At 37.2% G+C, this 18,559-nt stretch carries 16 protein-coding genes; 9 read left to right on the top strand and 7 right to left on the bottom strand.

Annotated features, from left to right (window positions below):
* The first annotated feature begins 188 nt into the window (after positions 1 to 188).
* The 3 genes from AC1DS7_RS14920 to AC1DS7_RS14910 all read left to right on the top strand — a co-directional run bounded on the left by AC1DS7_RS14920 (position 189) and on the right by AC1DS7_RS14910 (position 3,891).
* Positions 189 to 2,195, top strand: a complete 2,007-nt coding sequence (locus tag AC1DS7_RS14920) for a GAF domain-containing sensor histidine kinase (protein ID WP_215588692.1) — start codon at positions 189 to 191, stop codon at positions 2,193 to 2,195.
* Between the two features lie 375 nt (positions 2,196 to 2,570).
* Positions 2,571 to 3,089, top strand: coding sequence for a YehS family protein (locus AC1DS7_RS14915; protein ID WP_002029506.1), 519 nt, complete (start codon positions 2,571 to 2,573; stop codon positions 3,087 to 3,089).
* Positions 3,090 to 3,183: 94 nt separating this feature from the next.
* Entirely contained in the window at positions 3,184 to 3,891 is a 708-nt protein-coding gene (locus AC1DS7_RS14910; RefSeq protein ID WP_016103213.1) for a M48 family metallopeptidase, read from the top strand.
* Positions 3,892 to 3,960: 69 nt separating this feature from the next.
* Here AC1DS7_RS14910 and AC1DS7_RS14905 read toward each other — a convergent pair whose 3' ends face one another.
* Both AC1DS7_RS14905 and AC1DS7_RS14900 read right to left on the bottom strand, forming a co-directional pair.
* Positions 3,961 to 4,656, bottom strand: coding sequence for a hypothetical protein (locus AC1DS7_RS14905; RefSeq protein WP_016103214.1), 696 nt, complete (start codon positions 4,654 to 4,656; stop codon positions 3,961 to 3,963).
* A 14-nt stretch (positions 4,657 to 4,670) separates the two neighbouring features.
* Positions 4,671 to 5,780, bottom strand: coding sequence for a mandelate racemase/muconate lactonizing enzyme family protein (locus tag AC1DS7_RS14900; RefSeq protein ID WP_016103215.1), 1,110 nt, complete (start codon positions 5,778 to 5,780; stop codon positions 4,671 to 4,673).
* 93 nt (positions 5,781 to 5,873) lie between these two features.
* On the opposite strand from AC1DS7_RS14900, the gene AC1DS7_RS14895 reads away from it, so the two are divergent.
* Entirely contained in the window at positions 5,874 to 7,151 is a 1,278-nt protein-coding gene (locus AC1DS7_RS14895) for a hypothetical protein (protein WP_016103216.1), read from the top strand.
* Here the strand turns inward: AC1DS7_RS14895 and nhaC are convergent.
* The gene (nhaC, locus tag AC1DS7_RS14890; protein WP_016103217.1) at positions 7,148 to 8,569 is read right to left on the bottom strand and encodes a Na+/H+ antiporter NhaC; all 1,422 of its coding nucleotides are present in this window, start codon (positions 8,567 to 8,569) and stop codon (positions 7,148 to 7,150) included. The genes AC1DS7_RS14895 and nhaC overlap by 4 nt on opposite strands.
* A 289-nt stretch (positions 8,570 to 8,858) precedes the next feature.
* On the opposite strand from nhaC, the gene AC1DS7_RS14885 reads away from it, so the two are divergent.
* Complete coding sequence (locus AC1DS7_RS14885) at positions 8,859 to 9,974, top strand: M20 peptidase aminoacylase family protein (RefSeq protein ID WP_016103218.1); 1,116 nt, start codon at positions 8,859 to 8,861, stop codon at positions 9,972 to 9,974.
* 151 nt (positions 9,975 to 10,125) lie between these two features.
* Entirely contained in the window at positions 10,126 to 10,734 is a 609-nt protein-coding gene (locus tag AC1DS7_RS14880; protein WP_016103219.1) for an SAM-dependent methyltransferase, read from the top strand.
* A gap of 50 nt (positions 10,735 to 10,784) precedes the next feature.
* Here the strand turns inward: AC1DS7_RS14880 and ahpF are convergent, their stop codons facing one another.
* Both ahpF and ahpC read right to left on the bottom strand, forming a co-directional pair.
* Positions 10,785 to 12,311, bottom strand: a complete 1,527-nt coding sequence (gene ahpF / locus AC1DS7_RS14875) for an alkyl hydroperoxide reductase subunit F (RefSeq protein ID WP_012260245.1) — start codon at positions 12,309 to 12,311, stop codon at positions 10,785 to 10,787.
* 14 nt (positions 12,312 to 12,325) lie between these two features.
* Positions 12,326 to 12,889: an alkyl hydroperoxide reductase subunit C gene (gene ahpC, locus AC1DS7_RS14870; protein ID WP_000924420.1), complete on the bottom strand. Its 564-nt coding sequence runs from the start codon at positions 12,887 to 12,889 to the stop codon at positions 12,326 to 12,328.
* Between the two features lie 589 nt (positions 12,890 to 13,478).
* Here ahpC and mtnK point away from each other — a divergent pair.
* From mtnK to AC1DS7_RS14855, 3 genes are read left to right on the top strand one after another with little or no spacing between them, the layout of a single operon-like run.
* Positions 13,479 to 14,708, top strand: coding sequence for an S-methyl-5-thioribose kinase (gene mtnK, locus AC1DS7_RS14865; RefSeq protein ID WP_002140217.1), 1,230 nt, complete (start codon positions 13,479 to 13,481; stop codon positions 14,706 to 14,708).
* 12 nt (positions 14,709 to 14,720) lie between these two features.
* Positions 14,721 to 15,764, top strand: coding sequence for an S-methyl-5-thioribose-1-phosphate isomerase (mtnA, locus tag AC1DS7_RS14860; protein ID WP_016103220.1), 1,044 nt, complete (start codon positions 14,721 to 14,723; stop codon positions 15,762 to 15,764).
* Between the two features lie 54 nt (positions 15,765 to 15,818).
* Positions 15,819 to 16,460 carry an L-fuculose-phosphate aldolase gene (locus AC1DS7_RS14855; protein WP_016103221.1) on the top strand — a complete coding sequence of 214 codons (642 nt, stop codon included), beginning with the start codon at positions 15,819 to 15,821 and terminating at the stop codon, positions 16,458 to 16,460.
* Between the two features lie 44 nt (positions 16,461 to 16,504).
* On the opposite strand, the gene AC1DS7_RS14850 is transcribed toward AC1DS7_RS14855, so the two are convergent.
* Both AC1DS7_RS14850 and AC1DS7_RS14845 read right to left on the bottom strand, forming a co-directional pair.
* Positions 16,505 to 17,512, bottom strand: coding sequence for a FecCD family ABC transporter permease (locus AC1DS7_RS14850; RefSeq protein ID WP_016103222.1), 1,008 nt, complete (start codon positions 17,510 to 17,512; stop codon positions 16,505 to 16,507).
* Positions 17,509 to 18,549, bottom strand: coding sequence for a FecCD family ABC transporter permease (locus AC1DS7_RS14845; protein ID WP_002139451.1), 1,041 nt, complete (start codon positions 18,547 to 18,549; stop codon positions 17,509 to 17,511). The genes AC1DS7_RS14850 and AC1DS7_RS14845 overlap by 4 nt, the downstream gene beginning before the upstream one ends.
* Positions 18,550 to 18,559 lie beyond the last annotated feature (10 nt).

Genomic DNA, 18,559 nt, shown 5'->3' with positions numbered 1-18,559 from the left:
GTAGCAATTTTATGAGTGTTTGTTTCATTTTAATTAAGGTGAACCGTATCATAAGTAAGTGAGGTATTCTATGTAAAACAAGGGTAAGAAAAGAATACAGGAGAAAATTGAAAATGGCAGGTTGGTCTTGATTTTCACTGATATTATCATGTTTATTTTATTATGCCTATAACTTGGAGGCTATGTGAATGTTAAGTGATCAGACGAGATATTCTAGGCTCGCGAATATAACAAAAATAATAAATACAAAATTAGAACTACGTGAAGTATTGCAGCGTGTAACAATGGCGATATCAGAGGAGATTGTTAGGTGCAACGCTGTTGGAATTTATTTACCCCAGGAAGATGGAACATTTAGAGGGTTTGCAGGGAAACCAGAGACCATAAATGGCGTAACGCTCGATACTCAGGTAATTGATCCTGAAATAGACTTACTGGCAAAAGAAGTTATTGAAACAAAAAAAAACATCTATATCCCTGATACCTCAAAGGATCATCGGCCGGATCCAAGACCAGTTGATGCGTTCAAAATTAAGTCCTTATTAGCCCTGCCTATCTCATTTGGACAAGAGTTATTTGGTCTGGTTTTTTTATTTGATTATGGAGTTCCAATGAACTTAACAGATTCAGAGATTCAAAGTGTTGAAGCTTATGTAAATATGGCTGCGGTCGCAATTCAAAACGCAAATAATTTAACACAAAAGGAAAACCTTATTGCCGAGAAGCAGCTGTTACTAGATGTTACCCGTGATTTATCAATGTGTTCCTCGATACAGGAGAGTTTTGATAAATGTTTTTTTTACTTAGGACAGATTTTAGAGAGTAAAAACATGGCTGCCCACCTTTTAGACCCGCTAGACAAAACAACGAAGTTAAGCAAGGACTGTGATTGGACAGAAGCGGATTGGATGGAGAAAAGCTATGAAGCCAAGATCCAAGAGGTTATTCAAACAAAAAATATAGATAGTAAGGGTCTACTGATGATTCCATTGGTTTCAATGGGAGAAGTATTAGGGGTAATCGTCGTTGGCAAAGAGGGAAAAGCTCACAATTACGATAATTCCCAAATTCAACTGGCAAAATCTATCGTTGATGCCACAGCTCCTACGTTTTCAAACTTGTTATATATGGATCAACTTGAAAGCATGGTGGAAGAGCGAACGAGAGAACTAGCTGCTGCTAATGAAAAAGTTACAAGTGTGATTGAAATTATTACGGATGGATTCTTTACTTTGAATAATAAATGGGAATTCACGTACGTAAATAAGCATCAATATTTTCCACAAAGAAAAACAGCAAAAGATGTATTAGGTAAGAATATATGGGAGGTCTTCCCGAGTAGCGTCGACGCAGTTATGTATAAGGAATTTCATCGTGCAATGTCAGGGCGAATTACAGTTCATTTCGAATTTTTTTCTATCTCTGATGAATATTGGCACGAAGTTATTGCATATCCGTATGATGATGGTATTTGTTGTATTTTTAAAAACATAACGGAAAAAAAGCAATATGAGCAGGAATTGAAAAGGTTATCCAACATAGATTTAATAGGGCAAATGGCAGCAGGTATCAGCCATGAGATTAGAAATCCAATGACAACAGTAAGAGGATTTTTGCAGTTATTAAAAGAAGAGCGCACCTATGAGAAACATAATAAGTACTTTAATTTAATGATTGAAGAACTTGATCGTGCCAATTCTATTATTACTGAATTTCTCTCAATCGGTAATACAAGGAAATCGGATTTGCAGATGTTAGATTTAAATTCAATTATCCACGATATTATTCCTTTAATAAAGATTGATACGTATAATCAAAATAAATCTATTCAAGTCGATACAAATGACATTCCGGAATTATTTTTAAATCGTAATGAGATACGACAATTATTAATAAACCTATACCGTAATGGCTTAGAAGCGATGAGCACAGGGAAAGTTCTAACCATTAGCACCTACAAGGAATGTCAAAATTGTGTGGTGCTTGCAGTGCGGGATCAAGGAAAAGGTATCAGGCCTGAAGTATTAGAGAAACTGGGTACCCCATTTTACACGACCAAAGATAATGGAACTGGATTGGGATTAGGCATATGTTATGCCATTGCTGCCCGGCATAATGCGAAAATAGAAATTCAAACAGGCTCGGAAGGTACTACCTTTTTTGTTAAATTTAATTATGAAAATAATGAACAATAACCTCATTTAGATTAGTTACGGTGAACCGTACCACAAATAAAAAGGAAAACCTAAGTAAACACAATCAATATATTTCACCTGAATTTTGCGTAACATTCATGTTTGAGTTGCCCACTAAATTAGAGTTGCATAAAAAGAAATGGACTAACCTATATCAGGTTAGTCCATTTTTAAGTGTGTTAATTAATAGTAAATCCCCATCCGTAATTTTGCGCGATTATCCCATCCTTTTTGCTGTTTTAAAATCATCCCCAAAAGCATTAATCCACCTAAGACTACAAAACCTACCTCTAAAATGTTAAAGTAGTAACTTAACGATATTAATTTACACATGCTAAAAGCATTACTATAATCAACATTTCAGGAGGAAATACAATGGCAATGAGCAACAACGATATATTAAAAAGAGTAAGATACGCTTTAGATATAAGAGATATAGATATGGTAGAAATCTTTGAACTTGGCGGGATGGAAGTAACGAAAGAGGACGTACTTGATATGCTTACAAAAGTAAAGAGAAGTCCACAACATGAAGCGGAAGATGATGATGTAATCGAAGATGAGTACGTATTAACATGCAACATGATGATGCTAGAGGCATTTTTAAATGGATTTATTACTTTAAAAAGAGGGAAGCAAGATCCGAAACCAGGCCAACCGGCACCTGTACAGAGCAAGGAGAGTGCCAATAACCTTCTTTTAAAGAAAATGAAAATAGCACTATCTTTAACGAGTGAAGATGTGCTTGATATATTAGATAGCGTAGGCGTCATCGTAACAAAAGGAGAGTTAGGCGCTTTATTAAGAAAGAAAGGCCATAAGCATTACAAAGAGTGCGGCGATAGATACGCAAGGAATTTCATTAAGGGATTAGGTGTAAAGTACAGAGGATAATAAGTTCGGTGAAACAGTAAATGATATAATAGATAGAGTAGGGCGTTTGTGTCCTATTCTTTTTTATTTGTAAAATAATACACTAGGTGATGAAATGGTACATACATATTTAGGTGAGACAATTAATTTTCATATAACTTATAAGAAGAAAAAGACGGCGCGTCTTTTTGTAGATTCGTATGGGAATGTGGAAGTGCAGGCTCCGAAAGGGACACCTGTTGAATACTTAGTCCAATTGTTAGAGGAGAAATGGGATTGGATTCAGGCAACACGTAAGGAAATGCAGGAGCGAGCGCTTGGACCACAGGAAAAGGGTTATGATCAAGGAGAGGGCTTTCTGTATTTAGGGAATACGTATCCGATACAGATTTCTCAAGATGCAAGTATTACGCAAGATAATGCAGTTTTTGAAGGGGATAAGCTACACATTTATGTGAATGAACTTAAGGATGAGAAAATACAACAAGCGTTAAAACGATTTTACTATAAGCAGTGTAAGTCATTAGTAGAGAAGAGTATTAAAGTGCATCAAAGTAACTTCAAAACAAAGCCGCGTTCTATTCGTATTACAGATAGTAGCCGCACATGGGGAACGTGTGATTCAAATTTACAGCTAACATTCAATTGGAAGTTAGCGATGGCACCACAGCGAGTAATTGATTATGTAGTTGTTCATGAAATGTGTCATATGGTTCATCTAAATCATGACCGATCTTTTTGGCGTCTTGTTGGCAAGATAATGCCTGATTATAAGGAAATGGAAAACTGGTTAGCGTTATCTAGTTGGAAGATGACGGTTTAGTTATTACTTTAGATTGTGGAATGAAATAAAGTAGAACCCTAATGAATTAGGGTTCTCTTTGTACATAGATTATCGTCCAAACTTCACAGTGAAAGTATCGTCTATTCTCTCCATCGCACACCCACGATACCCCTCCGAAAGCAACGCCTGCTGTCCACCAGCATCACTCATCGGAACGCTCTTAACATCGGACCAATCTCTTTCCTTATCCCCACGCAACTCCTTCATAAAAACATACCGCATACTCCCACCATACTTCTCCTTCAGCGCAGCAATTTCCATCCCTTGCGCAAACTTATCTTTTAAACTAGGGATGTTGAAAGGTGCAACGGTGCAGCAAACATAGTCGTACTGGCTGTCTTCTTTTTGTAATTCATCCATGATGACTGTCGCTAATATTTTTTGCATGCCATTTCCTCGGCAGTTTGGATGAACGTTTGAGATTTCTTGATAGATGACGCGGTGTAGCTGACTTTCTGGTAGACCAATATCAAGCCCTAAATGTTCATCGTCGATAGGAGGGAATAGTAGGGCACGAAATGCGATGAGCTCGTTTTGTATAAACGCACCGATCATCATGCCGTTTCCTTCTAGAATGTATTGAAATTCTTCTAGCGAGAGTGGTTGTAAACGACCTTTATCTTCTAGCACTTCAACTATAACGTTTTGTAATGATAAAATTTGTTCCATATGTTCTAAAGATAGTAATGTAACGTGAAATGAATCGTTGTTTTGTTTTAATTTTCCTTCGTAAAGAATCGTCATGCGTTAGTCCTCCTTTAGCGTACAACGTCTTGAAAGACGGTTAATTCTTGTAATGTATTTTCGTTTATTTCAATGCCGAGTCCCGGCTTTTCGTTTAAGCGAATAAATGGTACGTCGTAATGTAAGTTTCCGATGTCTTTCGTGAATTTTAATGGTCCCGTTAGCTCGACGCTAGTAATGATTTTTTTTGAGAAAGCGACATGGAATCCTGCGGAAGAGGCAACAGATGATTCGACCATGGATCCAACTTGGCATTCAATGCCTGCCATTTCAGCTTGATGAGCGAGTTTTACAGCTGGATATATGCCGCCGCATTTCATTAGTTTTATATTCACTTTATCAGCTGCGTCTAATTTAATAATTTGGCGCATTTCACGAGAGCCTTTTAGTCCTTCATCAATCATAAGCGGAAGATCTGTTTTCGAACGAATATGAGCCATTGCATCAATATCATCCGCTACAACAGGTTGTTCAATCCAGTCGATGTTTAAATGACCTAATGAACGAAGTGCTGTTAATGTGTTTGCGCTATTTTTCCATCCTTGGTTTACATCAACACGAATCGCGATATCATTTCCTACACGTTCACGTACAGCTTCAATTCGTTTTACATCTTCTTTTACATTTGTACCGACTTTCATTTTGAAAGATTGGTAACCTTTTAGAATCATAGAGGCAGCTTCTTCAGCCATGTCTTCTGGATCTGCAATACTTAAGACGTGAGTGACAGGAAACTCTTCATGATAGCGTCCGCCAATTAATTGATATACAGGTTGATTTAATTTTTTGCCCATTATATCAAAACAAGCGATATCAATCGCAGCTTTCGCTGTAGGAACACTGTAAATCGTATTGTCCATCATATCGTGTATTTTCTCGATATTCATTGGATTTTTCCCAATTAGAGCAGGAGCTAGTGTATGTTTTAAAACATGGAAAGTACTTTCCCATGATTCACCTGTAACGTGATCATCAGCAACGCCTTCACCGTAACCGATAATGCCTTCATCTGTTTCCATTTTGACGATAATAGAAGGCATATCAGAATAAGAACCATAACTAATAACAAACGGATCGCGAAGTGGTAAACGAATTGCGTAAAGATGAATAGCTGTAATTTTCATTGAATAAAGACCCCTTCCTGTTTACAATGGTTTTGTACATTTGATATAGTTGACGTTAAATAGTCGTTAATTAATGATAAGGAGTTAGAGAAAATGATGATAAAAATTGCAGTTGTCGGTTCAAAAGAGTTTATGGAGAATCTTTTACCTATTGCTCATAAACTAGAAGAAATAGAGATTGATCCATATATTTACCTTCATCCGGCAGAATCTTCTGAACTATTAAAGCGTTTAAAACCTTGTGATGCTATCTTTTTCTCGGGTGCCCTACCTTATTATATGGCAAAAGAAATAAGAGAACAATTACCAATTCCAAGTGTATATTTGCAGCAAGACGAGACAACTGTCGCATCTTCACTCCTTTCTATAATATACCATCAAAGTATTCAACCTCATAAAATTTCAATTGATTTAGTAGATCGTTCGTTTATTACAAATGTGTTCCATGACATCGGTCTAAAAGAAACGCCGCAAGTGATGGATTATGAAAATATGTTATGGAGTAATGATGAAATTAAGAGAATCATTGATTTTCATTTAGCTAAATATCAATCTGGAGAGGTTGATTTAGCTTTAACTAGTATTCACGCTGTCTACGATGAACTTCAAAAAATAGGGATTCCTTCAGAGCGTATGATAGATCCAACGCAATCAATTATACATGGGTTAAAAGATGCAAAAATAAAAGCTGAGTTAGCAAAAAGCCATTCAGCTACTGTTGGTGCTTGTATTATATCCTTTATAGAGTTACAAGAAAGCTCGCTTGAACAATTAAATGTAATTTCAAAAGAATTACGTGGTTCATTTAAACAAGTTGATGAAATGACTTTTATTTTGTATACAACTCGTGGTGATATTGAATTGAGTATAAAAACAAATACGATAGATCGTTTATTTATGAATATAGAAGGCGCAGTATCTATTGGATTTGGTTACGGAAAAACAGTAAATGAAGCGGAACAAAATGCAAAAATTGCTCGAGGTTTCGCAAAGAATAATCCGATAGAAAGCTGCTTTTATATACTAACAAGTGATAAAGAATTATTTGGTCCGTTCCCGAAAGAACAGAGAGTACAAAGTTTAAAAAACGATAATCCTGAATTAATGAAAATAGCGAAGGAAACGAAGCTTAGTCCTGCAAACTTGTCAAAAATTATTCAGTTTAGTCAATCGCATCCATCATTGAAATTTACAGCGGCGGATCTTTCTGAGTACTTACAAGTGACTCGGCGATCGACGGAAAGGCTGTTAAAGAAATTAGTTGATTACAGATATGCCAATATTTGCGGCGAGGAAATGCCCTATCAACAAGGGCGCCCTCGTGCAATATATGAGCTAAGTTTACCGTTGTATTCGTTTCAAAAATTTTAAGCTTCTAGTTGTGCTTTTTGTTTTTTCAGTAGGTCTGCTTTTTCAATATCAGATAGCTTCGTAATTGTGAAGCCAGTTATACCATAAATGATTGAGATAATAGGTACGATGAAATTCAATATAGCATAAGGAGCATATTCGAATGCACCGACTCCAAGTGTTGCGAGTATAAATACACCACATGTATTCCAAGGTACGAAAACAGAAGTTAATGTTCCACCATCTTCTAATGCTCTGGATAAATTTTTAGAATGTAGTCCTTTTTCTGTGTACGCATTTGCATACATTCTTGAAGGAACAACAATCGAAATATATTGTTCAGAGCAAGTAAGATTCGTTGCAAAGCAAGATGCGATGGTAGAAGCGATAAGTCCTTTTGATGATGTCGCTAATTTTAAAATTTGATTTACAATTGAGCGAAGAATGCCAGTATGTTCTAGTACTCCGCCGAAAGTCATAGCGACAATTGTCATAGAAACTGTATTCATCATAGAGCTTAAGCCACCACGGTTAAATAGTTCATCTACTAGCTTGTTTCCAGTGTCTATGACAAATCCACTTTGGAGTGCACCGACAGCTGATGAGACAGAGCCACCTTGAATAAAGACTTGTGATAAGAATCCTAAAATAACACCTACGAGAATAGCTGGTATAGCAGGGACTTTTTTAGCGACCAATACCATAACGACTACGGGTATAATTAATAGGAAAGGCGAAATAACAAAGTTTTGTTGCAATACTTGTAACGTTTGATCGATGCTTTTTGCATCGATATTGTTATCGCCGAAGCTTCTTCCTAAGAAAGCATAGACGATAAGAGTAATAATTAAACCTGGAATTGTAGTAAATAACATATGACGAATATGTGTGAATAAATCTGTATTTGTTAATCCCGCTGCTAAGTTTGTCGTGTCTGAAAGCGGTGACATTTTATCGCCAAAATAAGAACCGGAAATTATAGCGCCAGCAACCATTGGAGCTGGGATTCCCATACTTAGGCCAATTCCCATTCCAGCAACACCGATTGTTCCCATTGTAGACCAAGAGCTACCGATTGCTAATGCAACGATAGAACAAATAATTGTAATTGAAACTAAAAATAGTGATGGAGTTAAAAGTTTTAAGCCGTAATAAATCATAGTAGCGACGATTCCGCCGCCAATCCAAGCACCGATCGTTAAACCTACAAGAATAATGATAACGATAGCGGGTAATGCAAGGCGAATTCCTTTATACATCGATTCTTCAATGTCATTCCATTTGTAACCGTATCGCCAAGCGACGATCGAAGCAACGGTTGTACCGATAATAAGTGGGACGTGAGGGCTTTGTTCTAATACAACAATTGTAACCATCATAACTGCAACTGTAATGATAATAGGGACTATTGCTATGCCAAAAGGTATTTCTCTTTTCATAAACTGCCTCCTCATTATGTATGTTTGTATTTTTAGAATTGTCGCAAAATAGACGTTATTAAGTTATAATAACTAAAAATAGATGTAAGCGTCAATATAAAAACAGAAAATATCGAATCTTCTATTTGTATGGATATCTTTATAAGATGAGTTGAAATCGGGTATTAACGGTATTTAAAAATAAACAATTGACTTTTTTCTTAAAATTCAATATGTTCATAAAAACATCTGTTTTTCATAAGTATAATTAATCTGAATGGTTTGTAATTAGGGGAAGGAGAATGAAGCTTTGAAAACATTAGAACTACAAGAGCGTTTAACTGAAATTTTTCAGCATTTACATGAAAACCCTGAAGTAAGCTGGAAGGAATATGAAACGACAGCTTATATTACTAACTTTCTAAAAGAAGAAGGAATTTCATATAAAATATTTGATGATTGCCCTGGCGTGATTGCTGAAATCGGAAGAGGGAATCCAGTTATCGCGATTCGTGCTGATATGGATGCACTATGGCAAGAAGTAGACGGAGAATTTAAAGCGAATCACTCGTGCGGCCACGATGCTCATATGACAATTGTGATGGGCCTTATTTTACAATTGAAAAATATGAGATGGGATAGCGGTACTGTTAGATTTATTTTTCAGCCGGCAGAGGAAAAAGGAAATGGTTCCTTAAAGATGGTAGAGAAGGGCGCCGTGGATGATGCTGATTTCTTATTTGGTGTTCATTTAAGGCCGATTGAAGAACTGCCTTTGAAACAAGCAGCCCCATCTATTCGTCACGGAGCTGCAGCATTTTTAGAAGGGATGATTCATGGAGATGATGCACACGGTGCACGCCCACATCAAGGTATAAATGCAATTGATGTCATTTCGATGATCAATATTGGATTGAAAAATATATGGTTACCGCCGCAGACGTCTTATTCTGTTAAGATGACGAGATGCCAAGCTGGTGGTGATAATCTAAATATTATTCCAGGTAACGGGCACTTTAGTTTAGATGTAAGAGCAGAAAATAACATATTACTAGATGAATTGAAGCGAAAAATAGAGCAAGTAATTCAGTCAGCTGAATCGATGGGATCTAAACTTTCTTATGAGTGGATTGATCTCGCACCAGGAGCTGAAGTGTCAGAAGAAGCTGAGCGTTTCATGCGGAAAGGCATTCTTGAAGTGTACGGGGAAGATGGATGTACTGGACCACTGTATACGACAGGAAGCGACGATTTCCATTACTATACCGTGAAGAGACCGCATTTAAAAGCTGTCATGCTTGGACTAGGGGCGAACTTACAACCTGGATTACACCATCCGTATATGAAGTTTGATCATAGCTGTATAATGGATGGAGTAGAAATATTGAAACAAACTGTATTGAAAGTATTAGAAGACAGGGGCTAGAAAGCTCCTGTTTTTTTGGTAGGAATTTGTTGTTAAGTCGATATATTTGATTTCGCGATAATATAATTTCACGTACCAATTAATTTGATTAAAATGAGCATTCAGTACGTGGTGTATAATAATAGTAATATTTCTTAATAGGAGCAAACGAATGAACGAACAATATTACGATGCTGTATTAAATATAAAAACTGTCGGTGAGCAAAAAGGATTTAATAAGTCTATGCATTATCACCGTTATGAACCGACGCCATATAGCGGATTAGATGAGTTATTGAATCAATATGAAATAACAAGTAGCGATCGAATTGTAGACTTTGGGTGCGGAAAAGGGAGATTGAATTTTTACATGCACCATAAGTGTGGTGCTTCGGCCGTTGGGATTGAAATGAATGAAGAGTTTTATAAAGAAGCAATGGATAATCGTGATCGTTATGCGCGAAAAGTGAGAAACAGTAAAGATAAAATTCGGTTTGAATGTTGTTTAGCGCAGGAATATGAGATTGATCCGCGTGATAACCGGTTTTATTTCTTCAATCCATTTTCTGTACAAGTGTTTATGAACGTAGTAAATAACATTTTGCTTTCAGTAGAAGCGGTGGAGAGAGAAATTGATATTATTTTATACTACCCTTCTGAAGATTATATTTTCTTCTTGGAGAATCAGACTGCATTTGAATTGAAGAAGGAAATAAGATTACCGGGTGCTTATGAGAAGAATGGGAATGAGAGATTTTTAGTTTATACATTAGGATTATAAAAAAAGCAGGTGCCTTGGCACCTGCTTTTTTAAAACTCACGTTTATATAATTAGTTACGGATTAAGTAATCAAATGCACCTAAAGCTGCATTCGCACCTGAACCCATAGAGATGATGATTTGTTTGTACGGATTATTTGTACAGTCACCTGCACCAAACACTCCTGGTACGTTTGTAGCGCCGTGCTTGTCTGTTACGATTTCACCGCGAACGCGTTCAACTGTTTCGCCTAACCAGTCTGTGTTTGGCACAAGACCGATTTGAACGAATACACCTTGTAATTCAACATGGTGTACTTCTTCAGTTTCACGATCGATGTAAGAAATACCGTTTACTTTGTCAGTACCAGTAATTTCTTTCGTTTGAACGTTTTTCAGAACAGTTACGTTAGGTAAGCTGTTAAGACGTTCTTGTAATACAGCATCAGCTTTTAATTCTGGCATGAATTCAAGAACAGTTACGTGCTTAACAATACCTGCTAAGTCAATAGCTGCTTCAATACCAGAGTTACCACCGCCGATAACCGCTACATCTTTTCCGATGAATAATGGACCGTCACAGTGTGGGCAGTATGCTACACCTTTGTTTTTGAACTCAGCTTCACCCGGTACACCAACATTACGCCAGCGAGCACCTGTTGAAACGATTACGCTCTTACTTTTCAGAATAGCGCCGTTTTCAAGTTCCACTTCAATAAGTTCTTTTTTCTCTAAACGTTTCGCACGTTGTAGATTCATTACATCGATGTTGTATTCTTTTACGTGCTCTTCAAGACTTGCTACTAGCTTAGGACCTTCAGTGCGTTTTACGCTGATGAAGTTCTCAATACCCATAGTATCCATTACTTGACCACCGAAGCGCTCAGCAACGATACCAGTGCGGATGCCTTTACGTGCTGCATAAATTGCTGCACTTGCACCAGCTGGGCCGCCACCAACAACAAGAACATCGTATGGATCTTTATCAGAAAGCTCTGATGCATCTGGACCGTTACCCATTTTAGCTAAAATTTCTTCAAGTGTCATACGACCGCTTCCGAAAGATTCGCCATTTAGGTAAACAGTTGGTACTGCCATGATGTCTTTACTTTCTACTTCCTCTTTAAATGCAGCGCCATCAATCATAGTATGTGTAATACCAGAGTTTAGAACGCTCATTACGTTAAGAGCTTGTACAACATCAGGACAGTTATGACAACTTAGGCTGATATAAGATTCAAAATGATATTCGCCTTGAATGTTTTTGATTTGATCGATTAATTTTTGTTCAACTTTTGGAGCACGTCCACTAACTTGTAGTAAAGCTAACACTAATGAAGTAAATTCGTGTCCTAATGGAATACCAGCGAATACGACACCAGTTTCTTCACCAGGGCGATTTACGCTAAAGCTTGGTGTTCTCTCTAGTTCAACTTTTTCTACTGTAATCTTAGATGACATAGTAGCTAATTCATCTACTAGAGATAACATATCTTTAGATACGTTATCGTCTCCTGCGCTTACTTTAAGTAAAATATCGTTCTCCATTAACTGAAGGTATTGGGATAGTTGTGTTTTTATATCTGCATCTAGTATCATTTTGATCGAACTCCTTAGATTTTGCCTACAAGGTCAAGGCTTGGTTTAAGTGTTGCAGAACCCTCTTGCCATTTAGCTGGGCAAACTTCACCTGGGTTGTTACGTACGTATTGAGCTGCTTTAATTTTGTTAACAAGGATGCTTGCGTCACGGCCGATACCGTCAGCATTGATTTCCATAGATTGGATAACGCCGTCTGGATCGATGATGAATGTACCACGAGCAGCAAGACCTTCTTCTTCCATTAAAACGTTGAAGTTTGTAGTGATTGTGCGAGTTGGGTCACCAATCATAATGTATTCGATTTTGCCGATAGTTTCTGAGCTATCGTGCCATGCTTTGTGAGTGAAGTGAGTGTCTGTAGATACAGAGTATACTTCAACGCCTAAGTCTTTTAGAGTTGCGTATTGGTTTTGTAAGTCTTCAAGTTCAGTTGGACAAACGAATGTGAAGTCTGCTGGGTAGAAACAAACTACGCTCCATTTTCCTTTTAAACTTTCGTCAGTAACTTGGATAAATTCTCCATTATGGTAAGCATTAGCTTTAAACGGTTTTACTTCTGTGCCGATTAATAACATATTAAAATTCCTCCTAAAGGTTGGTTTTGAGCATCGGAAATTAGTTTGCTCATAAAATATATTTTTTAATTAACTATAATAATTCTAATTCGATATTAATTATCATATAGAAGTGGTTATTTTGTCAAGAGAATAAACCAACTTTATACCAATTTAATTAATATTTATTCTCAATTAAGGCTGCTAGGGAATTAAAAGGTAATTTTCAAGTCATAAATTTTCAATGAGTGTTTGAAAGAGTAGTGTGTATGTTAGGACATGGTGTAAGTATAAGTTCTTAGGAAGGAAATATTTCTTAGAAGTTGTGGATTTGAAAAGGAACTGCTTACTTCTATTTTACAAAGAATTGTGCAATAAATAAAACAAAATGTATCGGAATCTTTGTGAACAATTATTGTCATCTTAAATATATATAATAAGGAGTATATTGCAATGAGAAATAGAAACATTGACGCTCATTTCTAACAAGATATAATAAAAGCGAGATATGTATTGCAATAGAGAAGATATAGTATAGATTGAAAAAGTTTCAGTCTATTATTTTTTACGGCTTTTAGAAAACGTTTACATTTAGTGTGGAGGGGAAACCATGTCTAAGTTCACGAAGTATTTTTTAATGGAAGCTAAAGATGTGATTGCATATGTGCAAGAGAAATTACCTAAGTTCGAGCATGCAAAGGGGCTAAAGTGTAAAGAAATAGGTGATGGTAATTTAAATTATGTGTTCCGCGTTTGGGATGAACAGAAGAACATTTCTGTCATTGTAAAGCAAGCTGGGGATACAGCGCGTATTTCAGATGAGTTTAAGTTGTCGACGAATCGAATCCGTATAGAATCAGATGTTTTGCGATTAGAAGGAGAGTTAGCATCTGGACTCGTGCCAAATGTATATTTGTTTGATAGTGTGATGAATTGTTGCGTGATGGAAGATTTATCAGATCACACAATATTGCGTACAGCACTCATAAATCATCAAATGTTTCCGAGGCTTGCTGATGATTTAACTACTTTTATGGTAAACACTCTTCTATTAACATCAGATGTTGTAATGAATCATAAAGAAAAGAAGGAACTCGTGAAAAATTATATAAATCCTGAGTTATGTGAGATTACAGAGGACCTCGTATATTCAGAGCCATTTACAAATCATAATAAACGCAACGAATTGTTTCAATTAAACGAAGGATGGATTAGAGAGCATATTTATAGTGATAAAGAGCTTCGTATGGAAGTAGCAAAACTTAAGTTTTCTTTTATGACGAATGCACAAGCGCTGCTTCACGGTGATTTACATACTGGTTCTGTTTTTGTAAAAAGTGATTCTACAAAGGTTATTGATCCTGAATTTTCTTTTTATGGACCTATGGGATATGACGTTGGGAATATAATGGCGAATTTAATGTTTGCATGGGTGAATGCAGATGCAGTGATGCAATCTGGTATTGAGAAAGATACATATATGAACTGGATAGAATCTACCATGATAGATGTAATTGATTTATTTAAGAAGAAGTTTTTAGATGCTTGGGATATTCATGTGACAGAGATTATGGCGAAGGAAGAAGGCTTTAACCGAGTTTATTTACAATCTGTATTAGAGGATACAGCTGCAGTGACGGGTCTTGAGTTAATTCGTCGTATTGTTGGTCTAGCGAAGGTAAAGGATATGACTTGTATTGAGAATGAAGAGGCGCGTGCTAGAGCGGAGCGAATTTGTCTTCAGACAGCGAAGAAGTTTATTTTACAAGCGAATCAATATAAAACAGGTAGCAGCTTTGTAGAAACGTTAAAAAAACAGTCAATGCATAGTGCGAAATAAGGGGAGAAGATGATGGCAGAGCAATTAATACCAATTCAGTGGAAAGATGATGCTTTAGTGTTATTGGATCAAACGGTATTACCGAACGAAGTAGTCTATGAATCTTTTAAAACGGCTGAGGGTGTGTGGGATGCGATTCAAGTAATGAAAGTACGAGGAGCGCCGGCAATAGGTGTTTCAGCAGCCTACGGTGTGTATTTAGGAGTAAAGGAAGTTGCGGAAAGTTCGGCGGAAGAATTCATAGCGGAAGTAAAAAAGGTATGTGCATACTTAGCGACATCAAGACCGACGGCAGTAAATTTATTTTGGGCGCTTGAAAGAATGGAAAGTGTCGCGAAAGAGAATGCTCACTTATCAATTGCGCAGTTGAAAGATAGATTATTAGAAGAAGCAAAAGAGATTCATAGAGAAGATGAAGAAATTAACCGTCAAATTGGAGAACATGCATTAACATTATTCCATGATGGCATGGGGGTATTAACGCATTGTAATGCAGGTGCGTTAGCAACGACTAAGTATGGCACTGCGACAGCTCCAATGTACTTAGCGAAAGAAAAAGGATGGGACTTAAAAATCTATTCCGATGAAACACGCCCTAGATTACAAGGTTCAACGTTAACGGCATTAGAACTACAGCGAGCGGGAATTGATGTAACGGTCATTACAGATAATATGGCGGCAATGGTCATGTCACAAGGGAAAATCGATGCAGTAATCGTTGGATGTGATCGTGTAGCAGCAAACGGGGATGTAGCAAATAAAATTGGAACATTAGGTGTTTCGATTTTGGCTAAATATTATAACATTCCGTTTTATGTAGCAGCACCAACGCCGACAATTGATTTGAAAACACCGACAGGAAAAGAAATTCCAATTGAAGAAAGAGATGCTTCTGAAGTGATCAATCGTTTTGGACAATATTCTGCTCCGAAAGAAAGTAAAGTATACAATCCGGCATTTGATGTCACGCCATATGAAAATGTAACAGCGATTATTACGGAAAAAGGGATTGTGAGAGCACCGTTTATGGAGAATTTAAAAAAGCTATTTCAATAAGTAGATAGTTTTTAGAAAAATAGTCATCATAAGTTTCTTACTAGGGGGATGTATATGTTACTGCAAAAAGAAAGAGAAGAAGTTGTAGCGTACGGAAAGAAAATGATTTCTAGTGGTTTAACAAAGGGGACTGGCGGTAATATTAGTATTTTTAATCGTGAACAAGGTCTTGTTGCAATTAGCCCAAGTGGTCTAGATTATTATGAAACGACGCCTGAAGATGTAATTATATTGAATTTAGATGGTGAAGTGATAGAAGGAGAGAGAAAACCATCAAGCGAATTAGATATGCACCTTATCTATTATAGAAATCGTGAAGATATAAATGCGCTTGTACATACACATTCTCCTTATGCGAAGACAATCGCATCATTAGGATGGGAACTTCCTGCTGTATCATATTTAATTGCTTTCGCAGGCCCGAATGTACGCTGTGCACCATATGAAACATTTGGTACGAAGCAATTAGCAGAGGCAGCTTTCGAGGGCATGATTGATCGCCGTGCAGTTTTACTTGCGAACCATGGTTTAATGGCCGGAGCGAATAATATAAAAATGGCGTTTACTATTGCAGAAGAAATTGAGTTTTGTGCTCAAATCTATTACCAAACGAAAAGTGTTGGGGAACCAAAATTATTGCCAGAAGACGAGATGGAGAATTTGTCGAAGAAGTTTGAAGGGTATGGACAGCAGTAAAATGAAATGAAAACACCCTCAAGAAAAAATCTTGAGGGTGTTTCTTACACTTTCTTAAGCAACAAATACATAAAGTAAGGTGCACCAATTAAAGCAACGACAATACCAGCTGGAATACCGCTAGGTTCGACGATATTTCGTCCAATTGTATCCGCTAGTAGTAATAACCATCCGCCGATTAAAACGGCGATAGGGATGAATATTTGATGCCTTGGACCTACTAAAGATTTGGCGATGTGAGGAGCCATAAGTCCGATAAAGCTAATGCCTCCTGTTACGGAAACAGCAGCGGCAGCAAGTGCAACGGCTGCGATTAATAAGTATCTTCGTTCTTTTTCAATTTCAATTCCAACACCGATTGCTACTGGCTCGTTTAATGCTAGTATATTTAATCTATTTGCCTTATAGAAAACAAATGGGATTAATACGATTAGCCAAGGAAGCATTGCTAAAACAAATGTCCAGTCATCTCCCCAAATGTTTCCGGCAATCCATTTAGCGATAAAGTCTACTTTCATACGATCTGCAGATGAAATAAGTACAATCATCGCGCCAGATAGTGCAAAGGAAAAACCGATGCCGGTTAATGTTAATCTTATTGGCTGAAGGCCTGTGGATTTGCTATATGAAAATACGTAAATTAGAACAGCTGTTAGAAACGCACCGATAAATCCAACGACTGGTAGTAGGTAAAGGAATGAACCTACGTCTATCGGGAAGTATAGAAAGAAAAAAGCAACTGCAACACCAGCACCAGCGTTAATGCCGAGAATACCAGGTTCAGCTAAATCGTTTCGGGTAATACCTTGTAATACAGCACCTGATAAAGCGAGTGCCATACCGGCTAATAATGTAATGACGATTCTAGGTAGCCTTAAAGAATATAAAACGAATTCTTCTTTAAATGTACCTTGTCCCATAAGTGTTGGGATTAATCTGTCATAGGAGAGAGCGGCAGAACCGAGTCCCATTCCAATTACAATTGTTGTGATGGTAAGTATGAGTAATGCAAGTATGATAAGGCGTTGTTTCTTTAGAATAGATTGCATCATGAGAAAGTTCTTCCTCCTTTACGTACAATAAATAGGAAGAATGGTAATCCTACAATTGCGACGATTGCAGCAACTGGTGTTTCATACGGAGCGTTAATTGTACGTCCGATTGTGTCTGCGAGCAGCATAAAGGAAGCACCAGCAATCGCTGACATCGGTATAACAAAACGGTAATCTGGTCCAACGATTGGACGAACCATATGGGGTACCATAAGGCCGATAAATGCCATGTTTCCGACAAGTGCTACAGAAGCACCAGCAAGCAAGATAATAATGATAAATAAAATCGTTTTAATAACGATTATTTTTTGACCGAGTCCAACGGCAACTTCTTCACTGAAACTAAGAACTGTTAATTTCTTTGCAAGTAAGATAGCGATAAATATACTTATTGAAATAACCGGAATAATAATTTTTAATTGGCTCCAACTCGTTCCAATTACGCCCCCAGCCGTCCACATTGATACATCTTGTGAAATTTTAAAGTAAATGCCAACACCTTCTGAGATTGCAAGTAGAAATGCTGAAACAGCAGCACCAGCTAATACAATTCGAAGAGGAGAAAGTCCGCCCTTTTTCACCATGCCAATTCCAAATACCATAATAGCGCCAATTGCAGCACCGATAAAGCAAGCTAGTGTTAAGTAAAGGTAGCTTATAGAAGGATTGAAGGCAAGTGTTAGTGCAAGTGCAGCATTTGCGCCACCAGTTAGGCCAAGTAATCCAGGGTCGGCAAGTGGGTTTCGCGTTAATCCTTGCATAATTGCACCAGAAACAGCGAGTCCAGCTCCTACAAAAATAGCAGCAACTTCACGTGGTAAACGTATTTCACGAAGGATGGATAGCTTATCTCCTTTAGCAGAGGAAGTAAGTGCTAACCATACGTCTTTTATAGAAGTATCTGCAGCGCCTAACACCATTGCAAACATAAAAATAAGAAAGAATGCAATGATACTCAAAATTAATTTGTATGTAAAAGCGTTGGAACGTAGGTTGTCTTGCTCTTTTTTCATCAGTTTCACATCTTTTCTTTTCATAGAATAAAGG

It is taken from the genome of Bacillus sp. P4_E1, assembly GCF_056401715.1.
The sequence above is the reverse complement of the archived record's forward strand: the minus strand, read 5'-3'. Positions and strand labels throughout refer to the sequence as shown.